Below are 18,728 nucleotides of genomic sequence, written 5' to 3'. Positions count from 1 at the left end.
GCTTCCAACCAGTCACGCCGCGCGAATCAGCAAGGCCGATCAAAGGGATGGGAGAGGGAGCGGGGACAGGAATTTTTTCTTAGGAAAATTTGAGGCGGATGTGACGGCAGCCTATCTGGAAAAACTGAATGACCGCCAGCGCGCGGCCGTCGAACATGGCATTGGCCTGGTCGATGGCGCAATCGGTGGACCACTGCTTATCATTGCTGGCGCAGGGTCGGGAAAGACCAACACGCTTGCCCATCGCGTCGGCCACTTGATCGTCAATGGCGCGGATCCGCGCCGCATACTGCTCATGACGTTTTCGCGGCGTGCCGCATCGGAGATGGCCCGTCGGGTGCAGCGCATCTGCCGGCAGGTGCTCGGCGACAATTCTGCCGTTATGACTGACGCGCTGGCCTGGGCCGGTACCTTCCACGGCGTCGGCGCCCGGCTTCTACGCATGTATGCCGAGCAGATCGGCCTCAATATCGATTTCACCATCCACGACCGCGAAGACAGCGCGGATCTGATGAACCTCGTGCGCCACGAACTCGGTTTCTCGAAGATGGAGACCCGGTTCCCGACCAAGGGAACCTGCCTTGCGATCTATTCGCGTGTCGTGAACTCGGAAGGCTCGATCAACGAGGTTCTGAAGACTGCCTATCCCTATGTCATAGGGTGGGAGGAGCAGTTGAAACAGCTCTTCACCGGGTATGTCGAAGCAAAGCAGGCGCAGAACGTGCTCGATTACGACGACCTGCTGCTCTACTGGGCGCAGGTCATGGCCGACCCGGAGCTTGCTGACGATATCGGCGGCCGCTTCGACCATGTTCTCGTCGATGAATACCAGGACACCAACCGCCTGCAGGCCTCAATCCTCATGGGTATCAAGCCCGGCGGCCGCGGCCTGACCGTTGTCGGCGACGACGCACAGTCGATCTACTCCTTCCGCGCCGCGACGGTGCGCAACATTCTCGACTTCCCGAAGGAGTTCTCGCCAAAGCCGGTCGACGTGATCACACTCGATCGCAATTATCGCTCGACGCAGCCGATCCTCAAGGCCGCCAATGGCGTCATCGATCTTGCCCGTGAGCGCTTTACCAAAAACCTTTGGACGGACAGGGAGTCCGAGCAGCGGCCCATGCTCGTCACGGTGAAGGACGAGACGGATCAGGCCAGCTACATTGTCGAGCAGGTCCTGACGAACCGGGAAGTGGGCATGACCCTGAAGCAGCAGGCGGTCCTCTTCCGGACATCGAGCCATAGCGGCGCTCTGGAGGTGGAGTTGACCCGCCGCAATATCCCGTTCGTGAAGTTTGGTGGGCTTAAATTCCTCGACAGCGCGCATGTGAAGGATCTTCTCGCCACCCTGCGCTTTGCCCAGAACCCGCGCGACCGCGTCGCCGGCTTCCGCCTGCTGCAGATGCTGCCCGGTATCGGACCGCAGACCGCCGGCAAGATCCTCGACACGATCGCCGCCGACCCCGAGCCGCTTCAGTCGCTTGCCGAAATCCCGCCGCCGCCGAAGACGGGTGAGGACTGGCCCGCCTTCGTCGAACTGCTGACAGCGCTTCGCAAATCCGAAAGCGGATGGCCCGGCGAGATCGGCCTTGCGCGCCTTTGGTACGAACCGCATCTCGATCGCATTCATGAAGACGCGGATACCCGCAAAGCCGACCTCATACAGCTCGAGCAGATCGCCGGCGGCTATGGAAGTCGGGAGCGTTTTCTTACCGAGCTCACCCTCGATCCGCCGGACGCCACGAGTGACCAGGCCGGTGTTCCCCTGCTCGATGAGGATTATTTGATCCTCTCGACAATCCACTCCGCCAAGGGGCAGGAATGGCGCGCGGTCTTCATGCTGAATGTCGTTGATGGCTGCATCCCCTCCGACCTCGGCGCCGGCACCACCGCGGAGCTGGAAGAGGAAAGACGCCTGCTCTATGTCGGCATGACGCGGGCGCGCGACAGCCTGAGCCTTGTCACGCCGCAGCGCTTCTTCACGCATGGCCAGAATGCCCAGGGCGACCGGCATGTCTACGCGTCGCGTACCCGCTTCATTCCGGCGACGCTCCTGCAGTTTTTTGAGACGACCAGTTGGCCGAAAGTCTCGGCCGCCGCCAGCGAACGAAGCGCAAAGCAGATCCGGATCGATGTCGGAGCCCGGATGCGCTCGATGTGGAAATGAAATGAGCGAGGACGATGGCACACCGACCAGGAAGATCATCCATGTCGACATGGATGCCTTCTATGCGTCGGTCGAGCAGCGCGACAATCCCGACCTGCTCGGCAAGCCGGTCGCCGTCGGAAGCCCTGCCGCCCGCGGCGTGGTCGCGGCCGCCAGCTACGAGGCACGTGTGTTCGGCGTTCGCTCGGCCATGCCCTCGGTGACGGCGGCGCGCCAGTGTCCCGACCTCATCTTCGTCAAACCGCGCTTCGATGTCTATCGCGCCGTGTCGATGCAGATCCATGCGATCTTCGCAGAATACACGCCACTGATTGAGCCGCTCTCGCTCGACGAGGCCTATCTCGACGTTACGACCAATCTCAAGGGCATGCAGATCGCCAGCGAGATCGCAGCGGAGATTCGCGCCAGGATCAAACAGGCGACGGGCCTCAATGCCTCTGCGGGCATCTCCTACAACAAGTTTCTGGCCAAGATCGCCTCCGACCTCAACAAGCCAAACGGGCAGGCGGTGATTACCCCGAAGAACGGCCCCACCTTCGTGGAAAGCCTGCCGGTCAAGAAGTTCCATGGCGTCGGCCCTGCCACCGCGAAGAAAATGGCCGACCTCGGCATCGAGACCGGGGCGGCCCTCAAGGTGAAATCCCTGGAATTCCTTACTGAACATTTCGGAAAATCCGGAGCCTACTATTTCGGCATTGCCCGCGGCATCGACAACAGACGGGTCAATCCGGCTCGAGAGAGAAAGTCCGTCGGCGCGGAGGACACTTTTTCGGCCGACATCGCCGACCTCGATGAGGCGAAACGCGAGCTGGAGCCGCTGGTCGCGAAGGTGTGGCGATATTGCGAGAGCCATGACATCGGGGCGAAGACCGTGACGGTAAAAATCCGCTTCGCCGACTTCCAGATCATCACGCGCACCCGGACGCAGCCGGCAGGTTTCCACGATGATAGCGCAATCCTGGCGGCGGCGCAGGCCTTGCTTGAAGGCGAGCATCCGTTCCGAAAGAAGGTCCGGTTGCTTGGCGTGACGCTATCCAGCCTGGGGCAGAGCGAAAGGCGAGATGCTGCCCAGCTCGAATTCCAGTTGTAGGGATCGACCGCCGCGTTGCCGAGCGGGACTGATGCTCTACTCTATTGAGACAAGACCGAGGGAGGCGCCAACGCATGTGCAACCTATATACCATTCGCGTTTCCGCAGCCGAGGTTGCGGCGCATTTCGATGTTGCAAGCGTCGTCCAGTCGAATGCGCCGGACGAAGTCTTTCCGGGTGCGCCGGGCATGGTGGTTCGTGAGGATGAAGGGCGGCCGATCATGCAATCCATGGTCTGGGGATTTCCCCTTCGATTAAAAGGCATGAAGCCCGAGGCGAAACCGAAGGCGGTCAACAACGTCGCCGACCTCACCAAGGGAATGTGGGTCGGGCTGGCGCGTAAACCGCAGTGGCGGTGCCTCATCCCGGCGACACATTTTGCAGAGCCCGAAGGCGAGAAGGGGAAAATGACACGGACATGGTTCAGCCTGCGGGATGAGCCGGTATTCGCATGGGCCGGACTATGGCGCGTCAGCGACGAATGGGGACCGGTCTATTCAGGTGTCATGACCGATGCCAATGCGGCCGTCGCGCCGGTTCACAACCGCATGCCTGTCCTGCTTCATCGCAACGAATACCAGCAATGGCTCCATGGCAGCTTCGACGATGTGCTCGCGTTTCAGAAGAGGGTTTTTCCGGCGGAACTTATAGAGATCGAGCGGACGACAGAATTGTGGGTCAAGAAGAAAACGCCAAAACCAGAGGAGGCGAGCTTTCTCCAGTGAGCGAACGTGGCGCGAGCGACGGCGTCGGACGGCCGTGGAAGAGCGACAATGAAATTCTGTCGCGATAGCATCGGAACGGCCACTGTCACGCAACGCTCTGAAGCTCACTATCAAGGAATAGCCTTTTGCCTACTCCGCAAAGACTCGGCCCAATCTGTCAACGTATTGATATCATCAAGAATCTCTGATGGTGCGGGCGGCTCCTCATTCCTGACACGCGATGGGTCATGCGCCTCGATGATGTCGCTGCATTTTTTGAATGCCGCTCGAAACACCTCCGCATCGCCTTCTACGAGCACGGAGACCTTCTTGAGGTTTTTCGTGTCGATATAGTCTCGATGTCGGATCAATACTCCAGCAAACACGATCTCCTCGAGCGCACGTTCCCATGTGGCGCGCAGGAACCCATACAATCTGATTGCAGCAGCGCGATATGCATCCTCGTCATTGGCATCATAAAGTGCTTTTGCGGAACGCTGTTCCTTCTCGAGCCGATCTACCCGTGACTTGACGCCGGCGTGATCCCACGGCAAGCCATCACTTACGATGCCGGTCCCGTCAGGGCCGCGGGACAAGCTCGCCAATTTGGTCGGAGTATTTTGGCGATAGGCGCTGTCGTTGAGATCGTTCACGAAGACAAGGTCGTGTGTAAATACGATGATCTGCCGTTCCCTTGCCTCTTCCACAAGTCTTTGCGCAACCTTTCTCCGCCACCGATGGTCGAGCGAAGTCACCGGATCGTCGAAGATAAGAGCAGACTTATGCGTAGCCGTTGCCAACTCGGTAAGAAATGCTGCCAGCGCCACACAGGTCTGCTCGCCCTCGCTCAGCACCAGATGGACCTTTGTCTTGGGATTCGCAAATAGCCTGATCTGATAGTTTGGCGACCCATACTGGCCGCCCGAGCGAACCACCTCCACGCGCACTTTTTCGGCCGCGAGCCGGATAATCTCGCTTTGAAAGCGATCTCGCATTCGGGGTGTTATCACTTCGTCGGCGAGGTCGTTGCCAAGTTTCGTGATGGCGGTTGTGGCAGTTTGTGCGAGGCACTTTGCTACTCGGTCGAGCCTGCCGAGACGCTCTACCTCTTTTGTCGCCACGTCATGAAGATCGCCAGCCGCAGCGCGATCGACGAGTTCGTCGTGCTCGGCTTGCAAGACTTTTCGACCTTCCAAGTCAGCTGCGGCCTCCAATTGGCCTGCATAGGCGCGAGCGTCGTCCTCAAGCTTTTGCATTTCAGCTACGGGCAACGGGAGCTGCGGCGAAAGCCCCAGTTCTCCGCTTTCGGAGAGACCCTTCAGACATTGGCGTCTCCGGAGATCGGCAGAGGCCATGAACTGCAGTACACCGGCTGCCAAATCCTGATGCTGAAGCGCAATACGTCTGCGGATTTCACCAATTAATCGGATATCTGGTTGACGGCTCTGAAAACCATCGAAGGCAGTCGAGTAAGCTTCTTCGGCGGCTGTAGCCAGCTTTTCGGTATCCTCACGGATGAAGTGCTCAAAGCTACCCATGCGCTCGCCTGCCTCGGCGGAAATGGGCTGGTGGCAAAGGACGCAATGCTCTCCTTCTTGAGCTGGGAATCGCTTTTCGACATGACGGGAGTAGTGTCTTGCTGCCTCCCACAACTCCCGCCAAACTTCCTCGCCAACATGGGGAAGGGTGGTGTCCTTAAAACTGGCTCCGGCCGCCGCCGTCGCTGCCGAGCGCTTTGTCCTTGCATCGTCCGCGAGCGCTTTCATCCCAAGTAAGGCGCTATCGGAGTATGCTGCCTCAACCTTCTGTAGATACCGGGCTACTCTCGCGATCCCGTCCGCGTATTGACGCTGTTCGGCAGCAGCCTCCCGCGGATTCTTAGCAAGATCCTCTGCCAATTGCTGGAGCCGGGCGCGCTCGCCATCAGTCATGGCGGAAAGGGCCAAAAGTCCATCGAGTGTCGTGTTATGCTTAAGGCCGGTCATGATCCGACCAACCGCCGTCGTTGGTTGCCATGTCGGCTTGTCGAAAATCGGGTTTTTCAGGGCCTTGATTTGAAGCTCTTCTCCTTGCAGCAACGATTTAAGCTGGCTGCAAACAGCTGCAAGATCATCAGGTATGTCGAGACCGAATGGGCGAAACGCCACCTCGTTCTTATCCTGGATATGAACAGCACCACATTCACGATCGAACACGCTAACCGCCGAAAGCACGGGGTCCGGATTTTCATTGTCTTCCCACGTCAAGACAGGTTCTTGGAGCCCGTCGCGTGAGATGGTGAATTTCGCGGTCGCCTTGCCGGTGGGCGAAGGCGAAAAGGCATCAGGCATGATTTCGCCAGCCTTCCGAGCCCGACAGGCTCGCTTAAGCACTCGGCCATATCCCGACTTGCCGGCACCATTCGGCCCGTAGACAATCGTAAGACCCTGTTGTTCGAACAGAAGAGATTGTTTCGGTGCCAACTGGTTGACGCCAACCACATCAGCGAGAGAAGCCAGCGTGATCGCCGCGCCATTGCCCGGATTGGCGGGTAGGTGGGTAGCTTCGAGCGGCGCGGCACTAATGGCCGTATTGGGCTCCCCATGTTCTTTCTTGCAAAGGGCGAGGATCTCGCTGATTCCTGCTACATCAATCGCGCCACCTGCGACGATACGCCGAAGAGCGTCTCGTTGCCACAGCGGCCGATTTTGCGACCACTCCAGTATCAGCTGAAGAACGGATTTTGGTGGGACGGGCTGGTGCATGGTGTAGGTTCTTAGCGTGTTGACAGGGCCTACAACCTATACTTCTAGTCCGTTACTTTAATCAATCAGAAGAGAATTGGAGCACTGCAGCAGAGTGGCACCATTCTGAAAAACTGGAATGAGTTCCGCCGACCTTCGTCGCTAACGATAGATTTGAGTAAGGTTCGTAGGTTCAATCGCTTTGGAGCCGTATCCCAGCGCCTTGATGACGCATCGCAGTTGATTGTCGGTCAAGCGCGGTTTCGTGGCATCTGACCGTTCATAGCTGCGCGTATGAACATTGGAGATCGCCGGGAGACCCAGCCATTTGTTCATCACGCGAGGATCGACAAAGCAGTGCTTTCGCAAGTCAATTTTTCGAGGGCCGCTATCCTGCGAGGACCTTACACGTTCATATGCCCCGTGTCCTCGGTTGACTTTTTTGTCGATAGCAAGAAGCAGCACATAGTTTACATTCAAGCTTTCTGCGACCGCGCGTCCCAGACTGTGGTCGAAGTCCATGATGGAATACTCGGAGCCGAAGATATCCAGACCGACCCGGCGATACTGGAAGTATGAGGGTTTTACATACACAAGCCGCAACTTGCCGCGGACGAGCACGAAAGCGTTCGTTGCAAATCTACGGCCGATCCTAAAGATCTGTGCGTTCATCTGGATTGCCAACGATCGTCTCTTAACAGCTCCAATCGGAATCTCTCCTGGGTTGACGCCGTCCAGCAGTTCCAGAAGCTGACGGCGATTCAGCGCGCTCAGGCTCTCGTCTATTGCGCTCATGACAAATTGGTCTCCAAATCGTTCGTCCATGCTCCAGATTGATGGCCCGCTGCATAAGGCGGTTCGGTGAATCGTCCGTTCATGGTCGCCCATTAGCCGAATTCCTAGACGGCTTAGTTCCATAATAGAACTTATGCGATATGTTATAACGTTACCTATCGTCATGCCGACATGCTTATCCCGCGTCGTAATTAGCAAGAGTTCGGCAAACGTGAGCCAGCGCATTTATGTGTGCACGAAGCGATACGACGTCGCCGCCAGCAGCCAGGTAGTTCAGGATATCGGCGTCGAGCGCGCGAGCATCTTCCGATTCCCGCTCACCAAGAGTTATATGAATATATAACTCAAGACGGCGAACGTTGGGTGTTCTTCTCTTCAGTTTGCCATGCTGGGCGCCATACGCCATTGACTGCGACACACCGGCCCTTGTCGCCAAATTATTGAGCGAAATCCCCAATGCGATTAGGGCTCTGTTAACCATATTCGCGATATGCTGGGCCTCCGAAGACGTGAGAATCTGATACGATGCCATGCGAGAGAAATTCCTTGTGCGGCCTGATCGTTTATATGATTATATAATTAAAAGCTGGCCGTAGCGAGGGTGTTAAATGTGGAAATTTGGCGATTTGTACGCCGGCGCCGGCCTTTTCAGTTCGGGCATGAAATCTGCGGGATTTACACCTGCATTCGCCGTCGAACTTTCCGCGGACGCGGCCCAGACCTACCGCCAGAATCTGTCTGACTGCGTCATCAATGCCTCAGCCGCGGAAGTGCATGATGTAGGTACGGTTGACGTTCTGATTGCAGGACCGCCATGCCAAGGGTTCAGCACTTTGGGCCGTCGTGACCCGCTAGACGTCAGAAACGACTTGTGCCTGGCAATCTTACCCTGGATCGACCGTGTAGAACCAAAGGTGGTTGTGGTGGAAAACGTTCCGCCGTTTGTACGCTCGGCGCATTGGGCAATGCTGGCCGAAGGTCTGCGGTCGCGCGGGTTTGAAATCGATGTGTGGGAGCTTGACGCGGTCGACTACGGCACCCCGCAGCTGCGTAAACGCGCCTTTACGGTAGCTTCCACAATCGGCCAAATTGCTCGCCCGGTACCTGCAGTCTCAAAGACCTCAGCCGGGGCCGCACTCTTTGACATCCCATTGGACGCTCACGATCCAATGCACTATTGGCCTGTTCCCTCGGATCTCGCGATGCGGAGGTTCTCGCTCATACCGCCGAACGGCGACAAACGGGATCTATTGCGGCTCGTTCCTGAACTATGCCCGCCCTCATGGAAGCAAATCGGCTGCCAAGCCACCGACGTATGGGGTCGCATAGACCCCTCGGCCCCCGCCAACACAATTCGATGCACTTTTCAGAATCCATCGAAGGGACGATATCTTCATCCCTTCGAAAACAGAGTCATTTCTCTGCGTGAAGGTGCAAGGCTTCAAGGAGTGCCCGATGATTGGATCTTCGCGGGCAAGCCTTATCCGGTTGCGCGCCAAATCGGAAATGGTGTGCCAATTCCGCTTGGAACGGCAGTTGGTCGTGTTATCTACGACGCGTTCGAAGCTGCGACCGCTTCTGATGTCACCGTTTCGTCTAAGGTGCTGGCGGCAGCGTAAGTTTCGTCGCCTTCCTCCTCGCCCTCATCTTCCAATTCTGATTGGATCGCATTGATGGCATCAACATGAACGTTCCAAGCGTCGTTGATCAGCTGGGTAAGGCCCACGACGCGTATCTGGGAATCTGGACCGGATTTCTGGAATTTGCTCTGAAGAGCAAGCTCGTCTTTTACGGTGGTATTGTCCGCGGGCATCTCGCCGATGAGGTAGCCATGCACCGCAATCGTTCGCTTCAACTCTGATTGACACCACCGCTCGATCGTCAAGATATAGTCTTCAAGTTGACGATAATGCTCGATTGTCAGCGGAATTGTCGGACTTTTTAGCTCAATAACTTTGATGACGAAAGGCCCTTCACTTCCACGATCCGACATCAGGAAGACCAAATCCGGACGTGTAATATTAAGCTCTTCTCCATCTATGATTGGTGAAAAATTATCGACCTCGATATGCTTGGCTAGTTTTGATGCGACCGTATTAATTTTTTCATCGCTGGTTACATACGTAGAAAATTCCGGACGAATTAGCCAAGGATTGTCCTTAAGCAGCTGGTGAAGGTCTTTTTCGAGCCCTTTTTTCTTCCACAGTTCGTGCCCGGTTTTTTGAAGCGCTTGGATTTTCGAAATACCGCCACGCCGCCCTCGATAGAGCTTCAGAACATCTCGAAGTTCGATTTCCGACAGGTCTCGCAGTTGACTGAGGATGCTCGTTACTGTTTCAGGCTTCGTACCGGATGTGACCAGTTTTGCAAGCACCTCCGTCGCGTTCACAGAGTTCATGATAATCGGCGCGAGTTCCTCGAACGCTTCGGTTCCGACCCCGTATTGTGCGGCAATCGTCGTCAGAAGTCGGGTAGCCGCCCTGCGGGTTTTCGTCGGTAGCTGTTCGACGCTCCGCTTGATGATTTGCCCTTTCGGGTCTGAGTCGATTTCAGCATTTGCGATCCGCTCACGGAACGCTCCATGCTTCGCGATAGCAACGCGCATCAGCGAGCCGATCTTATCCTGCAAAGCCTCGAAAATCTCATTTCCTTCTTGAAGCTGAGTGCGGCTGGTGCTGATCAGATCGACGGAACCGCGGTCCAACTCGTTGGCTTCAACAATGCACTCCATGTAGTCGGCGCTGTGGAAACTATGCATCCCCGTGCCGAGGTTGAACAATGTCGGTCCCGCAGCAAGGCGATTGTTGCAGTAGATGCGCGCCCCGCGCTTACCAGCCGGAAGATGCTCGGACCTCTTCCTGAAAGCGATGTAGTAGCGGAAGGAGATAATACCTATCTCCGCCACGGCGAATTCGTCGTTCTGCATCTCTCCCGCTTTGATCTTTTCCAAGGTCAACGTCTCCGGGAAGACGAATTCGTAATCTGGTATCGGATGAGCGATCGTAACGTCGTTCATGCGAATTCGAAATTCTTCCGGCCGAATGGCAAAAAACGCGCTCGCGATCCCGTCGGATATCGTTTTGGCGGAAGACTTAAAGGCGTCCGCCTTAAGGCGGCTCAAGACAATCTTTGTCCCTTTCTCCTCAATTGGGAGGCCGTCTTCGTACGAAACGGGGATTTCGATCTGAGTTTGGGCTTGCTCGTGCTCTAGGTTACTGTCCGTCATTGTAATGACGGTGGCATAGGTGTCGCCTGCCCGTTTGGTGCGCAGCACCACTTTCTCAGCAGCTCCAAACCCGGCAAGTTTGCCGACGCCCTTCCTGCCCATGACATAACGCCCGCCAGGGCTCTTGAGATTGGTCTCCCGGCCTTTGCTGTCCACTCGGCGCTGCCGGTTCAACGGCAAAAACTTGTCTTTCACTTCTTCCCAGTTCATTCCGTGACCATCGTCGCTGATGATCACCTCTATGTCCTCTGGAAGGGTTGCAAGGAGGCTGTCGAAGGAGAGCTTGGTCGCGGGTTCAGCTCCTTCGGAAGTCGCTGCGGCGGCAGCGGCTTTTGCTTTCCGAGCGTCCGAGAGTTGCTTACGTGCTTCAGCGATGCGTTCGGCCGGCAGAGTAATATCGATCTTCGTCGCATCGCTATCGTACGCGTTGGCGATAAACTCTACCAAGACTTTCCCGATATTGGCGTAGAGGTTGATTCCCAGCGTTTTGAGCATTCCACGCTGGAAGGTCATGTCCATGGTATGGGGGCGGGCAGCCGTTTCCGGCGATGTTTGGACTGCTACCTCGGTATTCATGCCTATCCCCTTATGATTCCCTTCGTCTGGGATAGCTCGCTTGAGTTGTTTTTTGCAAGACACATCATCCCTAATCGAAATGGTTTACAGCTGTTTCGAGAAACTCGACGATCTTCAAGCCCAACGGGCCCATATTTCGAGCCTTCGTTTCGCACTGCCATATTACAAGGACATCCCAACCGAGATAACGCAATGCCCTTTCCGCTTCCGCGTCCCGCTCAACGTTGCGTCTGAACTTTTCAGCCCAGTATTCGATTCTTGAGGTGGGCGACGACGCTCGTTTGCATCCAGCGTGTCTATGCCAGAAACACCCATGTACGAAAATCACTTTGCTACGGGATGCGAACACGAGATCCGGAGTGCCGGGTAGCCCTTTCTTGTGAAGGCGGAAGTGGTAGCCGAGGGAATGGGTCAGCCTGCGAACGGCTAGCTCAGGTGATGTGTCCCTTCCCCTGATACGGGACATTACCAATGAGCGGAGTTGCGGAGTGAGGTGGTCCACCATAACGCGATTGCCTCCTCGAATTTGTGTGAGACACCCAATAGGACACAGCGATCGCGCACGGTCAGCCTGTCGGTGAGCAAATCAACGGCCTCAATTCTTGCAAGATGACACCCGCCTTTGGCGAGAGCATGGCCCCAATCCAGTTGTCGGAAAACACCCCTGCTCCATCGGCCGGTGAAAGCCAAATCACTTCGTTCGTGTCGAGCTCGATCTTCACCTCGCTCCCGATCGGGCTGCCGGCCACCGTCTGGACATAGTGGCGCTTGATCGGATGAACCGTGCCCTTCCGATCCGTCAAGCTGTTTTCGCGATAGTCCAGGGCGAGTTCGCCCTCCTCCGCGACTGTCTCGCAATCAACCGAACGCTCGCACCGGATGACCGACGAGAACGCGCAGGTCCAGGTCAGACTCGTTGGCCACATCGGGTTCTCGCCCGCATGTGCGGCCGAGCCGATCACGAGAAAAACGGAAGCAGCAAAACACTTCATGCCGGCAATGCCCCAATATCGCGCCGACAGCCTTGCGGCGCATCCGGCGATCAATTTCATCGGGGAGAGAAGATAAATATAGTTTATGTTTCCGGCAATCCGTTTGACGGGAAGTAGGTTTCGCCAATGCGACGGGACCGCCGGCAGGCATTCCCAAGGTCGCCGATCAGAGAGGCGCTGCCCCGCTCACCAGCTCCTGGAAAGGCACATTGAGGTTGATGCAGATCCGCGTAATCGTCTGGAGAGAAGGGTTTGCCGTTCCGTCAATGATTTGAAAATAAAAGGGATAAGTCACGTCGATCAGCTCGGCCATCTCCTTCTTGTTGAGGCCGCGCGTTTCACGCTCGCGCTCTATGACCCGTGCCATATTTCGCAGGATCCTCGTACCAAGCTCGGTGTCTGCCTTCTTGCGCTTGCTCGTCATCGCCGTATAAACTATAATTTACTCGTTAGTGTGTTTGATGAGAAGAGTGCCGATGATCGCCAAAACCATGTCTCACCATGTCGTCCTCGGACTGTTTCTGACGGCCGCGGCGCTTTCCGCTCCCGCCGCCGCCAGCGAATGGGGCTGCGAAGTCCTGCTGTGCGCCTCGTCTTCCAATCCATCCTGGCGGGGCGTGTCTGCCTGCCATCCGCCGATGAACCGGCTTATCTCCGCCATGAAGAAACCGGGCTTCGACTGGCCAACTTGCCCCGAGGCGGGAACGGGTTCGCCAGGTCACGAGCGATATGCGGATTGCCCGGAGGGCTATCAGGTCGGAAGCAGGGGGGACCGCAATGGATTCGCCCGAGAGGGCGACCTGTGCGTCAAGACAGTCAACATTTGCCAGGGCAGAACGCACGGTCTCTACAGTTCTGATCGGCAGCGGAGCTGCATACAAACGGTCTCCATATCCCGACCGCTCAGGTCAGAGCCATATTACTTCGACATCAGGAATGACACTTCCGGGCAAACCGAGCGGCATTGGTTCGGGCTCAACAGATAGACGGTTTTTCTCGGTTAAGAAAGGTTTAATCCATGCGTACGGTTAACCGGCATACCGTGCTTGGCCACGTCGGAAACATCATACCGCTGAAGGGCGTGTTGAAGGTGAATGTAGCCACCAACCGCGAATGGCAGTCGGATGGGGAACGCAAAACTGCCACCGACTGGGTTCAGGTCACCGTCTTGGACAAGAAGCAGGCTGAATGGATCGAGGAGAATGTTGGGCAGGGTGATCTCGTCTATATCGAGTCCCGTATCTCGAACAGCAGCTATCCGCGAGAGGGCGAGCAGGTCTATGTGACGGACGTCATCGCACAGCTTTTCAATCTAGTTTCCAAGAGCAGGGCGCATGGTCAAACATAGGCGTTGGGCGGGTGTCCGGCCCTCCTCCCCTGTACGCACCTGCCCGCCTGAATGCCGCCGCTCACCTCGGCGGCATTCTTTTTTCAAGGCGCTTATCCCCGGAGGTGCTGGCCGTTATCCAGCCGCAGCGCCGTGAGGACGGCGCGGCCGCGGCCGAAGCGAGCCGTCAGGCGAGCGGAGCAGGCGGAGGAAATCCGCCTCGGGGAAATCGAGATCATCGAGACAAAGCGTGTCGTCAAGGAGCTTCAGGAGGTGGGCGGGGCCGCATAGGCGCGCGCCTCTGCTTGCCCTTGACAATCCTTGCGGCGAAGTACCATCTATGGTACATCGCCGCGATGATCGATCATGTGAAGAAACTGCCGGCGAAGTTCTATCGCACGGAGTCCGGACGCCAGCCCGTACGGGAGTGGCTTCTGGACTTGTCCGAGGAGGATCGCAAGATCGTCGGCGACGATATCAGGACGGCCGAGTTTGGTTGGCCGATAGGAATGCCGCTCTGCCGGCCGATGAGCGGCGCCAACGGTCTATGGGAAATCCGAACCAATCTTCCGGGCGGGCGGATTTCCCGCGTTCTGTTTTGCGTGCATGACGGTCAGATGGCCCTGCTGCACGGTTTCATCAAGAAGACGCAGAAAACGCCGCAGCCCGAATTGAAGCTGGCCGAACAGCGGATGAGAGGTTTGAAATGAGCAAGGATATCGAACGCGGTTCTCTTGGTGACTCCTTTGAGGATTTCCTGAAGGAGCAGGGCACCTACGAAGAGACGACGGAACACGCAATAAAGCGCGTGCTGGCCTTCCAGCTTGAACAGGCGATGAAGGAGCAGAATATCGGCAAGGCCGAAATGGCGAAGCGCCTGCATACTAGCCGGTCGCAGCTCGACCGGCTTCTTGATCCCGAATATCAGGGCGTTACGCTCGCCGTTCTCACGCGCGCGGCTAATGCGGTGGGCCGCACGCTACGCCTGGAGCTCGTTTAACACGGCGTCGGACTGGCGGACTGACGCGCGGCCCCCGCATCGAGCGGGTGCAGCCGATTGAGGGGAGCCCCGTAGCCCCTCCCCTCGCGCTCCCTTCCCGCCCATTGGCATCGACGTCAGGACGATAGGATCGTCCCGCATGCTGGTCTTGTCGAGTTGGTCTCGGATTTAGGCCGAAGACTTCTGTTGCGCCCGCGTCCGTCTCGATGAGATCGATCGGGCGTCGGCCGCTTTTTCAGTGCGCCCTGGCCGTCAAGACATAAAAAAACCGGCTTGCGCCGGCTTTTTCCCCCAACCGCCCGGAGCCCATGTCTCTCAGGATGCTGGGTTAGTTGTTACCTCTCAACATGGTGTCGAGGAACGTCCACGTCAATCGATTTCGATCGCCGCCGGCGCATTGCATCGGCGAGTCCGCTACGATCTGATGCAGCGTAGGCGTCCATATCTCGATACGCAAGACTTTGTCCGGCCGCTTAGGGTTCGCCGACGATACCATAGATGAGCAGGACGAAATAGGGCGAGCCGCTTTCGCCCTCTCCCTTTTTCCGTAACGACCGCTTTCCGGTGGTGCTGGCCATTGTCCAGCCGCAGCGCCGTGGGACGGCGCGGCCGCGGCCGCAGCGAGCCGTCAGGCGAGCGGAGCAGGCGGAGGAAACCCGCGCTCCCCAATTGCGCCGTAGGGTTTTCCGGAGCCTCGTGGATAACGGCCGGTTTTTCCTCGTCGAAGATCTTCTTCGCTTGTGCCATGGGCCATCGCCCGTTCCGGTCGAGCGCGCTCTATGCGAGCACGGAGCCAGCCTGCGGCCGTCTCCGCCGATACCGGTGACGATCGCTTGTCCTTCTCGGCTGCTGCGCATCCGGCACTGAGGCCCGCGCGCGGGCCGCATCGTTCGTCTCGCCCCTGACATCGCCGGGCGTTCGGATCAAGGGGCAGGCGCGGCAAGCCGCTTGTCGCGCCGGCAAAAAAACGGCTTTCACCGCTGCGCGCCGAACCTTCCGTTTTTTCCCCGCCACGACCCCTTGATCCGGCCGCGCGCCGCCGTGGGGCGGGCTTTCGCCCTCCCCCCCTCTGTCCGGGGGAATGTCAGAGGCCATTCCCCCGGAAAGACCGGGGAGGCTTCGCCCAAGGGGGCTTCTCCTTTGGGAAACGCAAACTCAGGAGACAGACCATGACCGAACTCACCAACTTCATCCGCTTCAACGAAGACGGCACCCTCAGCGGCAACATCGCCTCCATCGCCTACGACATCGATATTACCGGCGAACCCTTCACCAGCACCAACAAGGACGCGCCTGTCTACCGCATCCACGCCAAGTCCCCGCGCGGGCGGCGGCTCGACCTCGGAGGCATCTGGAAGAAGAAGAACCAGAATGGCGGCGACTATCTCAGCCTCTCCGTCAGCACCGGCCACGGCAGGCTCAATGCCAATCTCGGCCGCTTTCCCGGTCAGGACGACGAAGACCTGATGGCCGTCATTCCGTGGGATTGATCGACCAGCCGACCGCAGGATTGCCCGAGGGGAATGTTCCCTTCGGGCGGTCCCGAACCCTTGGAGTGAGATTTCAGGAAGGACGATTAAGATGGACAGCCCAAGCACCGACACCCTTGGCGCCGCACTGGTGGAGAACGGGTTTGCCCCTAGTCTCGGCCTTCTCGACATCAACACTTCGCTGTCCGTCCCGCACGGTTTTGAAATGCCCGCGCCATGGAACCTCCCGTCGCGCCTGTTCAAGTTCCCAATCGAGGTGTGCTGCCCCGAAGGCGAACGGCCGCGCAAGCTCGGCCTGCGCCATCCGCTCTTGGCCGACCATCCCTACGTCCGCCATGTCGAGGCCGCGCTTGGTTTCGAGATCGCCCGCGACGGCGCGCCGAACCGCCACGGCTATTCCAGCGGCCCGACAGCCCGCTGGTGGCACGCCGTCGATCTGGTCAGCGCCGGGAAATGGCGCGAACTGTTGGCGACGCGGGAATTCACCGAACGCGCCTGCATCATGAACGCCGTCACCTTTGGGTGCCGCTATTCGCGCCATGACGACAAAAAGGCCGCTGGCTACATCACCACCGCCGAGGCCCGCGAGATCATGCGCGAGATCGGCGCGACCAAACCGGGAGATCGCGGCAGGACCATTCGTTCCTTCTCCGCTCCAAGCGTGTGCCGTCAGGAGAAGGGAGCGGAACATTGGCCGATCAACACCGGCCGCCAATGCGCCGAGGACGCGGCATGGGGGATGATCTTCGGTATCGAGGACGGCTGGTTCCGCTATGACCGTTCCGGCTTCCTCCAATGGTCCGAGCTAGGCTGCGAGCGTTATGCGGCGGGCGAAAGCGCGAGCTACACGCAGGCCATCGGCCAGACCGCATTCGCATTCTAGAAAATCGGCAGCCTCGCGGCCGACCGATGCCCGAAACCGCATTTAAAGGGAACGCAAATGAACAGGCAGACTGTCACCATCATTCAAACCTTCTCCACCGTTCGCGAGATCACCATCGACGTGGAGGCAGATGACCACGAAAGCGCCGTGGAGGCGTTGCAGAACGGTGATATCGACGTCCCCGCATTCGACGATCCGAGATGGGTGACAAGGTGGACACTCCAGTCGGAGGAATACGAATGAGCCGCTACACCATCTCGCTTCACAAGGGCGAGAGAACGGACGACGAGGCCGTCATCGGCTTCGATCCACCATTGCGCACATACTTCCTGCAGGGATTCGAGAGTGACGATGATTTCGGGACGCCGGAAATCTGGCTTGGCACGCTTTTGGAAGGGTTTCCGACATTGGAGGGCATTGTCGAGGAAGCCCGCGCCAATGGCTACGAAATCAGCAATCTCGATCATGCCGACATGATCGCCATGCTGCGGGAAGCGGGCCATGAATACGAGCCATCTATCGCGGAACGCCTCGGCTTTGTCCGATAGAGACCTGCCCCTCCTCCTCTAGGTGGGGCACCCGCGAGGGGACCGTTCGGCCCGCGTCGAGCGGGCGCGAAGCGGTTCGAGGGGAGCCCCAAAGCCCCTCCCCTCGCCTCCCCTGCCCGCCCGAGGAAGATCGCGGAACGGCGTTCCCGTTTGCAAAATAGTCGAATAATTCGTATTAATTGACTTAATCGAAGGAACCGCCGATGCAGAAGTTCACCACCGTCGACCTGCTCCGCGACATCAAGACCGTCACCATGGCGGCAGACCGTCATCCGGTCGCGATCACGCAGCACCGCAAACCGCGCTATGTCCTCATGACCTACGACGAGTTCGAGGCCATGAAGAGCCGGGGCGATGCCCGGCGGGTTTACACGCTCGGAGAAGCGCCGCAGGAGTTGATCGACATGATCATCCCCGAACTGGATCGCCTGATCGCGGAAGGGGAAGACGCCAATGGCTGACATTCCGGCCAGCGGCTCCGTCTTGCGTTATCCGTATCTCTGGGCGTGGCAGCGCGACAGCGGCGAAACGGAAGGGCGCAAGTCCCGCCCTGTCTGCATGGTGCTCGCCATCCCCAAAGGCGCGCAGACCCATCTGGTGATACTGGCGATTTCCGGCACGCCGCCGCGCGCCGACCAGACGGCGCTGGAAATCCCCCAGCTCGAATGCCGGCGTGCGGGAATCCGCGACTGGAAGGATGCCTGGATCACCGTGTCGGAATTCAATCACGATATAGCGGAAGCGTCCTTCTACTACGATCCGAACGCCGAACTGCTCGGCAGCTTCAGCAAGGGTTTCCTCGCCAAGGTCGCCGCAGCCTTCAAGCCGTTCCTCGCCGTGCCGGGCGCGCGGGTGAGCAGGACCGAATAGGCCGAACCATTACCCTCTACCGCTTGGCCCTTCTCTTTTCGTACAGATTGTCTCCCGGTGGTGCTGGCCATTATCCAGCCGCAGCGCCGTGGGACGGCGCGGCCGCGGCCGCAGCGAGCCGTCAGGCGAGCGGAGCAGGCGGAGGAAACCCGCGCTCCCCAATTGCGCCGTAGGGTTTTCCGGAGCCTCGTGGATAACGGCCGGTTTTTCCTCGTCGAAGATCTTCTTCGCTTGTGCCATGGGCCATCGCCCGTTCCGGTCGAGCGCGCTCTATGCGAGCACGGAGCCAGCCTGCGGCCGTCTCCGCCGATACCGGTGACGATCGCTTGTCCTT

General features: G+C 58.3%; 21 protein-coding genes. 14 read left to right on the top strand and 7 right to left on the bottom strand.

Translation table 11 applies throughout. The features are described from left to right. Positions 1 to 100: 100 nt before the first annotated feature. From H4I99_RS23220 to H4I99_RS23210, 3 genes are all read left to right on the top strand, one after another. Positions 101 to 2,170 (top strand): ATP-dependent helicase, encoded by a 2,070-nt coding sequence (locus H4I99_RS23220; protein ID WP_163906431.1) that lies wholly within the window; start codon positions 101 to 103, stop codon positions 2,168 to 2,170. A 1-nt stretch (position 2,171) separates the two neighbouring features. Continuing rightward, entirely contained in the window at positions 2,172 to 3,260 is a 1,089-nt protein-coding gene (gene dinB, locus H4I99_RS23215) for a DNA polymerase IV (protein ID WP_163906429.1), read from the top strand. A 74-nt stretch (positions 3,261 to 3,334) separates the two neighbouring features. Continuing rightward, a complete protein-coding gene (locus H4I99_RS23210; RefSeq protein WP_163906427.1) occupies positions 3,335 to 3,985 on the top strand; it encodes an SOS response-associated peptidase in 651 nt (216 codons plus the stop codon). Positions 3,986 to 4,095: 110 nt separating this feature from the next. Here the strand turns inward: H4I99_RS23210 and H4I99_RS23205 are convergent, their stop codons facing one another. The 3 genes from H4I99_RS23205 to H4I99_RS23195 all read right to left on the bottom strand — a co-directional run bounded on the left by H4I99_RS23205 (position 4,096) and on the right by H4I99_RS23195 (position 8,014). Continuing rightward, the gene (locus H4I99_RS23205; RefSeq protein WP_163906425.1) at positions 4,096 to 6,708 is read right to left on the bottom strand and encodes an AAA family ATPase; all 2,613 of its coding nucleotides are present in this window, start codon (positions 6,706 to 6,708) and stop codon (positions 4,096 to 4,098) included. Positions 6,709 to 6,849: 141 nt separating this feature from the next. Continuing rightward, positions 6,850 to 7,482 carry a hypothetical protein gene (locus H4I99_RS23200; protein WP_163906422.1) on the bottom strand — a complete coding sequence of 211 codons (633 nt, stop codon included), beginning with the start codon at positions 7,480 to 7,482 and terminating at the stop codon, positions 6,850 to 6,852. 175 nt (positions 7,483 to 7,657) lie between these two features. Beyond that, on the bottom strand, positions 7,658 to 8,014 hold the full coding sequence (locus H4I99_RS23195; protein ID WP_163906421.1) for a hypothetical protein: 357 nt from the start codon (positions 8,012 to 8,014) through the stop codon (positions 7,658 to 7,660). Between the two features lie 76 nt (positions 8,015 to 8,090). Here H4I99_RS23195 and H4I99_RS23190 point away from each other — a divergent pair, with 76 nt between their 5' ends. Further along, positions 8,091 to 9,101, top strand: a complete 1,011-nt coding sequence (locus H4I99_RS23190; RefSeq protein ID WP_163906419.1) for a DNA cytosine methyltransferase — start codon at positions 8,091 to 8,093, stop codon at positions 9,099 to 9,101. On the opposite strand, the gene H4I99_RS23185 is transcribed toward H4I99_RS23190, so the two are convergent. The 4 genes from H4I99_RS23185 to H4I99_RS23170 form a co-directional block, all read right to left on the bottom strand. After that, the gene (locus H4I99_RS23185; RefSeq protein WP_163906417.1) at positions 9,032 to 11,284 is read right to left on the bottom strand and encodes an ATP-binding protein; all 2,253 of its coding nucleotides are present in this window, start codon (positions 11,282 to 11,284) and stop codon (positions 9,032 to 9,034) included. The two genes, H4I99_RS23190 and H4I99_RS23185, sit on opposite strands and share 70 nt — an antisense overlap. Positions 11,285 to 11,354: 70 nt before the next feature. Then, a complete protein-coding gene (locus H4I99_RS23180) occupies positions 11,355 to 11,789 on the bottom strand; it encodes a very short patch repair endonuclease (protein ID WP_163906415.1) in 435 nt (144 codons plus the stop codon). Positions 11,790 to 11,850: 61 nt separating this feature from the next. Further along, positions 11,851 to 12,336, bottom strand: a complete 486-nt coding sequence (locus H4I99_RS23175; protein ID WP_163906413.1) for a hypothetical protein — start codon at positions 12,334 to 12,336, stop codon at positions 11,851 to 11,853. A gap of 106 nt (positions 12,337 to 12,442) precedes the next feature. Continuing rightward, entirely contained in the window at positions 12,443 to 12,700 is a 258-nt protein-coding gene (locus tag H4I99_RS23170) for a helix-turn-helix domain-containing protein (protein WP_163906412.1), read from the bottom strand. 52 nt (positions 12,701 to 12,752) lie between these two features. On the opposite strand from H4I99_RS23170, the gene H4I99_RS23165 reads away from it, so the two are divergent. The 10 genes from H4I99_RS23165 to H4I99_RS23120 all read left to right on the top strand — a co-directional run bounded on the left by H4I99_RS23165 (position 12,753) and on the right by H4I99_RS23120 (position 18,394). Continuing rightward, the gene (locus H4I99_RS23165; RefSeq protein WP_244625268.1) at positions 12,753 to 13,262 is read left to right on the top strand and encodes a hypothetical protein; all 510 of its coding nucleotides are present in this window, start codon (positions 12,753 to 12,755) and stop codon (positions 13,260 to 13,262) included. Positions 13,263 to 13,294: 32 nt separating this feature from the next. Further along, entirely contained in the window at positions 13,295 to 13,624 is a 330-nt protein-coding gene (locus H4I99_RS23160; RefSeq protein WP_163906410.1) for a single-stranded DNA-binding protein, read from the top strand. A gap of 104 nt (positions 13,625 to 13,728) precedes the next feature. Further along, complete coding sequence (locus H4I99_RS24780) at positions 13,729 to 14,313, top strand: type II toxin-antitoxin system RelE/ParE family toxin (protein ID WP_342345178.1); 585 nt, start codon at positions 13,729 to 13,731, stop codon at positions 14,311 to 14,313. Continuing rightward, a complete protein-coding gene (locus H4I99_RS23150; RefSeq protein WP_023517265.1) occupies positions 14,310 to 14,603 on the top strand; it encodes a helix-turn-helix domain-containing protein in 294 nt (97 codons plus the stop codon). The genes H4I99_RS24780 and H4I99_RS23150 overlap by 4 nt, the downstream gene beginning before the upstream one ends. Positions 14,604 to 15,772: 1,169 nt before the next feature. Next, complete coding sequence (locus H4I99_RS23145) at positions 15,773 to 16,093, top strand: DUF736 domain-containing protein (protein ID WP_163906408.1); 321 nt, start codon at positions 15,773 to 15,775, stop codon at positions 16,091 to 16,093. 91 nt (positions 16,094 to 16,184) lie between these two features. Beyond that, entirely contained in the window at positions 16,185 to 16,976 is a 792-nt protein-coding gene (locus tag H4I99_RS23140) for a hypothetical protein (protein WP_163906406.1), read from the top strand. 57 nt (positions 16,977 to 17,033) lie between these two features. Beyond that, complete coding sequence (locus H4I99_RS23135; RefSeq protein WP_163906404.1) at positions 17,034 to 17,219, top strand: hypothetical protein; 186 nt, start codon at positions 17,034 to 17,036, stop codon at positions 17,217 to 17,219. After that, the gene (locus H4I99_RS23130; RefSeq protein ID WP_163906403.1) at positions 17,216 to 17,524 is read left to right on the top strand and encodes a PDZ domain-containing protein; all 309 of its coding nucleotides are present in this window, start codon (positions 17,216 to 17,218) and stop codon (positions 17,522 to 17,524) included. The genes H4I99_RS23135 and H4I99_RS23130 overlap by 4 nt, the downstream gene beginning before the upstream one ends. Positions 17,525 to 17,727: 203 nt before the next feature. Continuing rightward, positions 17,728 to 17,985: a type II toxin-antitoxin system Phd/YefM family antitoxin gene (locus H4I99_RS23125; protein WP_163906401.1), complete on the top strand. Its 258-nt coding sequence runs from the start codon at positions 17,728 to 17,730 to the stop codon at positions 17,983 to 17,985. Then, positions 17,978 to 18,394 (top strand): hypothetical protein, encoded by a 417-nt coding sequence (locus H4I99_RS23120; RefSeq protein ID WP_163906399.1) that lies wholly within the window; start codon positions 17,978 to 17,980, stop codon positions 18,392 to 18,394. The genes H4I99_RS23125 and H4I99_RS23120 overlap by 8 nt, the downstream gene beginning before the upstream one ends. The last annotated feature ends 334 nt before the right edge of the window (positions 18,395 to 18,728 follow it).

Source organism: Paenirhizobium daejeonense, from assembly GCF_014280875.1.
Taxonomy (GTDB): Bacteria; Pseudomonadota; Alphaproteobacteria; order Rhizobiales; family Rhizobiaceae; genus Allorhizobium; species Allorhizobium daejeonense.
This window is presented reverse-complemented; position numbering and strand designations above follow the sequence as displayed.

Excerpts from the sequence above, each read along its gene's own strand:
- dinB (WP_163906429.1), top strand. The coding sequence starts at position 2,172 with ATGAGCGAGGACGATGGCACACCGACCAGGAAGATCATCCATGTCGAC.
- H4I99_RS23140 (WP_163906406.1), top strand. The coding sequence starts at position 16,185 with ATGGACAGCCCAAGCACCGACACCCTTGGCGCCGCACTGGTGGAGAAC.
- H4I99_RS23170 (WP_163906412.1), bottom strand. The coding sequence starts at position 12,700 with ATGACGAGCAAGCGCAAGAAGGCAGACACCGAGCTTGGTACGAGGATC.
- H4I99_RS23135 (WP_163906404.1), top strand. The coding sequence starts at position 17,034 with ATGAACAGGCAGACTGTCACCATCATTCAAACCTTCTCCACCGTTCGC.
- H4I99_RS23165 (WP_244625268.1), top strand. The coding sequence starts at position 12,753 with ATGATCGCCAAAACCATGTCTCACCATGTCGTCCTCGGACTGTTTCTG.
- H4I99_RS23200 (WP_163906422.1), bottom strand. The coding sequence starts at position 7,482 with ATGAGCGCAATAGACGAGAGCCTGAGCGCGCTGAATCGCCGTCAGCTT.
- H4I99_RS23120 (WP_163906399.1), top strand. The coding sequence starts at position 17,978 with ATGGCTGACATTCCGGCCAGCGGCTCCGTCTTGCGTTATCCGTATCTC.
- H4I99_RS23180 (WP_163906415.1), bottom strand. The coding sequence starts at position 11,789 with ATGGTGGACCACCTCACTCCGCAACTCCGCTCATTGGTAATGTCCCGT.
- H4I99_RS23190 (WP_163906419.1), top strand. The coding sequence starts at position 8,091 with ATGTGGAAATTTGGCGATTTGTACGCCGGCGCCGGCCTTTTCAGTTCG.
- H4I99_RS23130 (WP_163906403.1), top strand. The coding sequence starts at position 17,216 with ATGAGCCGCTACACCATCTCGCTTCACAAGGGCGAGAGAACGGACGAC.
- H4I99_RS23205 (WP_163906425.1), bottom strand. The coding sequence starts at position 6,708 with ATGCACCAGCCCGTCCCACCAAAATCCGTTCTTCAGCTGATACTGGAG.
- H4I99_RS23125 (WP_163906401.1), top strand. The coding sequence starts at position 17,728 with ATGCAGAAGTTCACCACCGTCGACCTGCTCCGCGACATCAAGACCGTC.
- H4I99_RS23210 (WP_163906427.1), top strand. The coding sequence starts at position 3,335 with ATGTGCAACCTATATACCATTCGCGTTTCCGCAGCCGAGGTTGCGGCG.
- H4I99_RS23195 (WP_163906421.1), bottom strand. The coding sequence starts at position 8,014 with ATGGCATCGTATCAGATTCTCACGTCTTCGGAGGCCCAGCATATCGCG.
- H4I99_RS23150 (WP_023517265.1), top strand. The coding sequence starts at position 14,310 with ATGAGCAAGGATATCGAACGCGGTTCTCTTGGTGACTCCTTTGAGGAT.
- H4I99_RS23160 (WP_163906410.1), top strand. The coding sequence starts at position 13,295 with ATGCGTACGGTTAACCGGCATACCGTGCTTGGCCACGTCGGAAACATC.
- H4I99_RS23175 (WP_163906413.1), bottom strand. The coding sequence starts at position 12,336 with ATGAAATTGATCGCCGGATGCGCCGCAAGGCTGTCGGCGCGATATTGG.
- H4I99_RS23185 (WP_163906417.1), bottom strand. The coding sequence starts at position 11,284 with ATGAATACCGAGGTAGCAGTCCAAACATCGCCGGAAACGGCTGCCCGC.
- H4I99_RS23145 (WP_163906408.1), top strand. The coding sequence starts at position 15,773 with ATGACCGAACTCACCAACTTCATCCGCTTCAACGAAGACGGCACCCTC.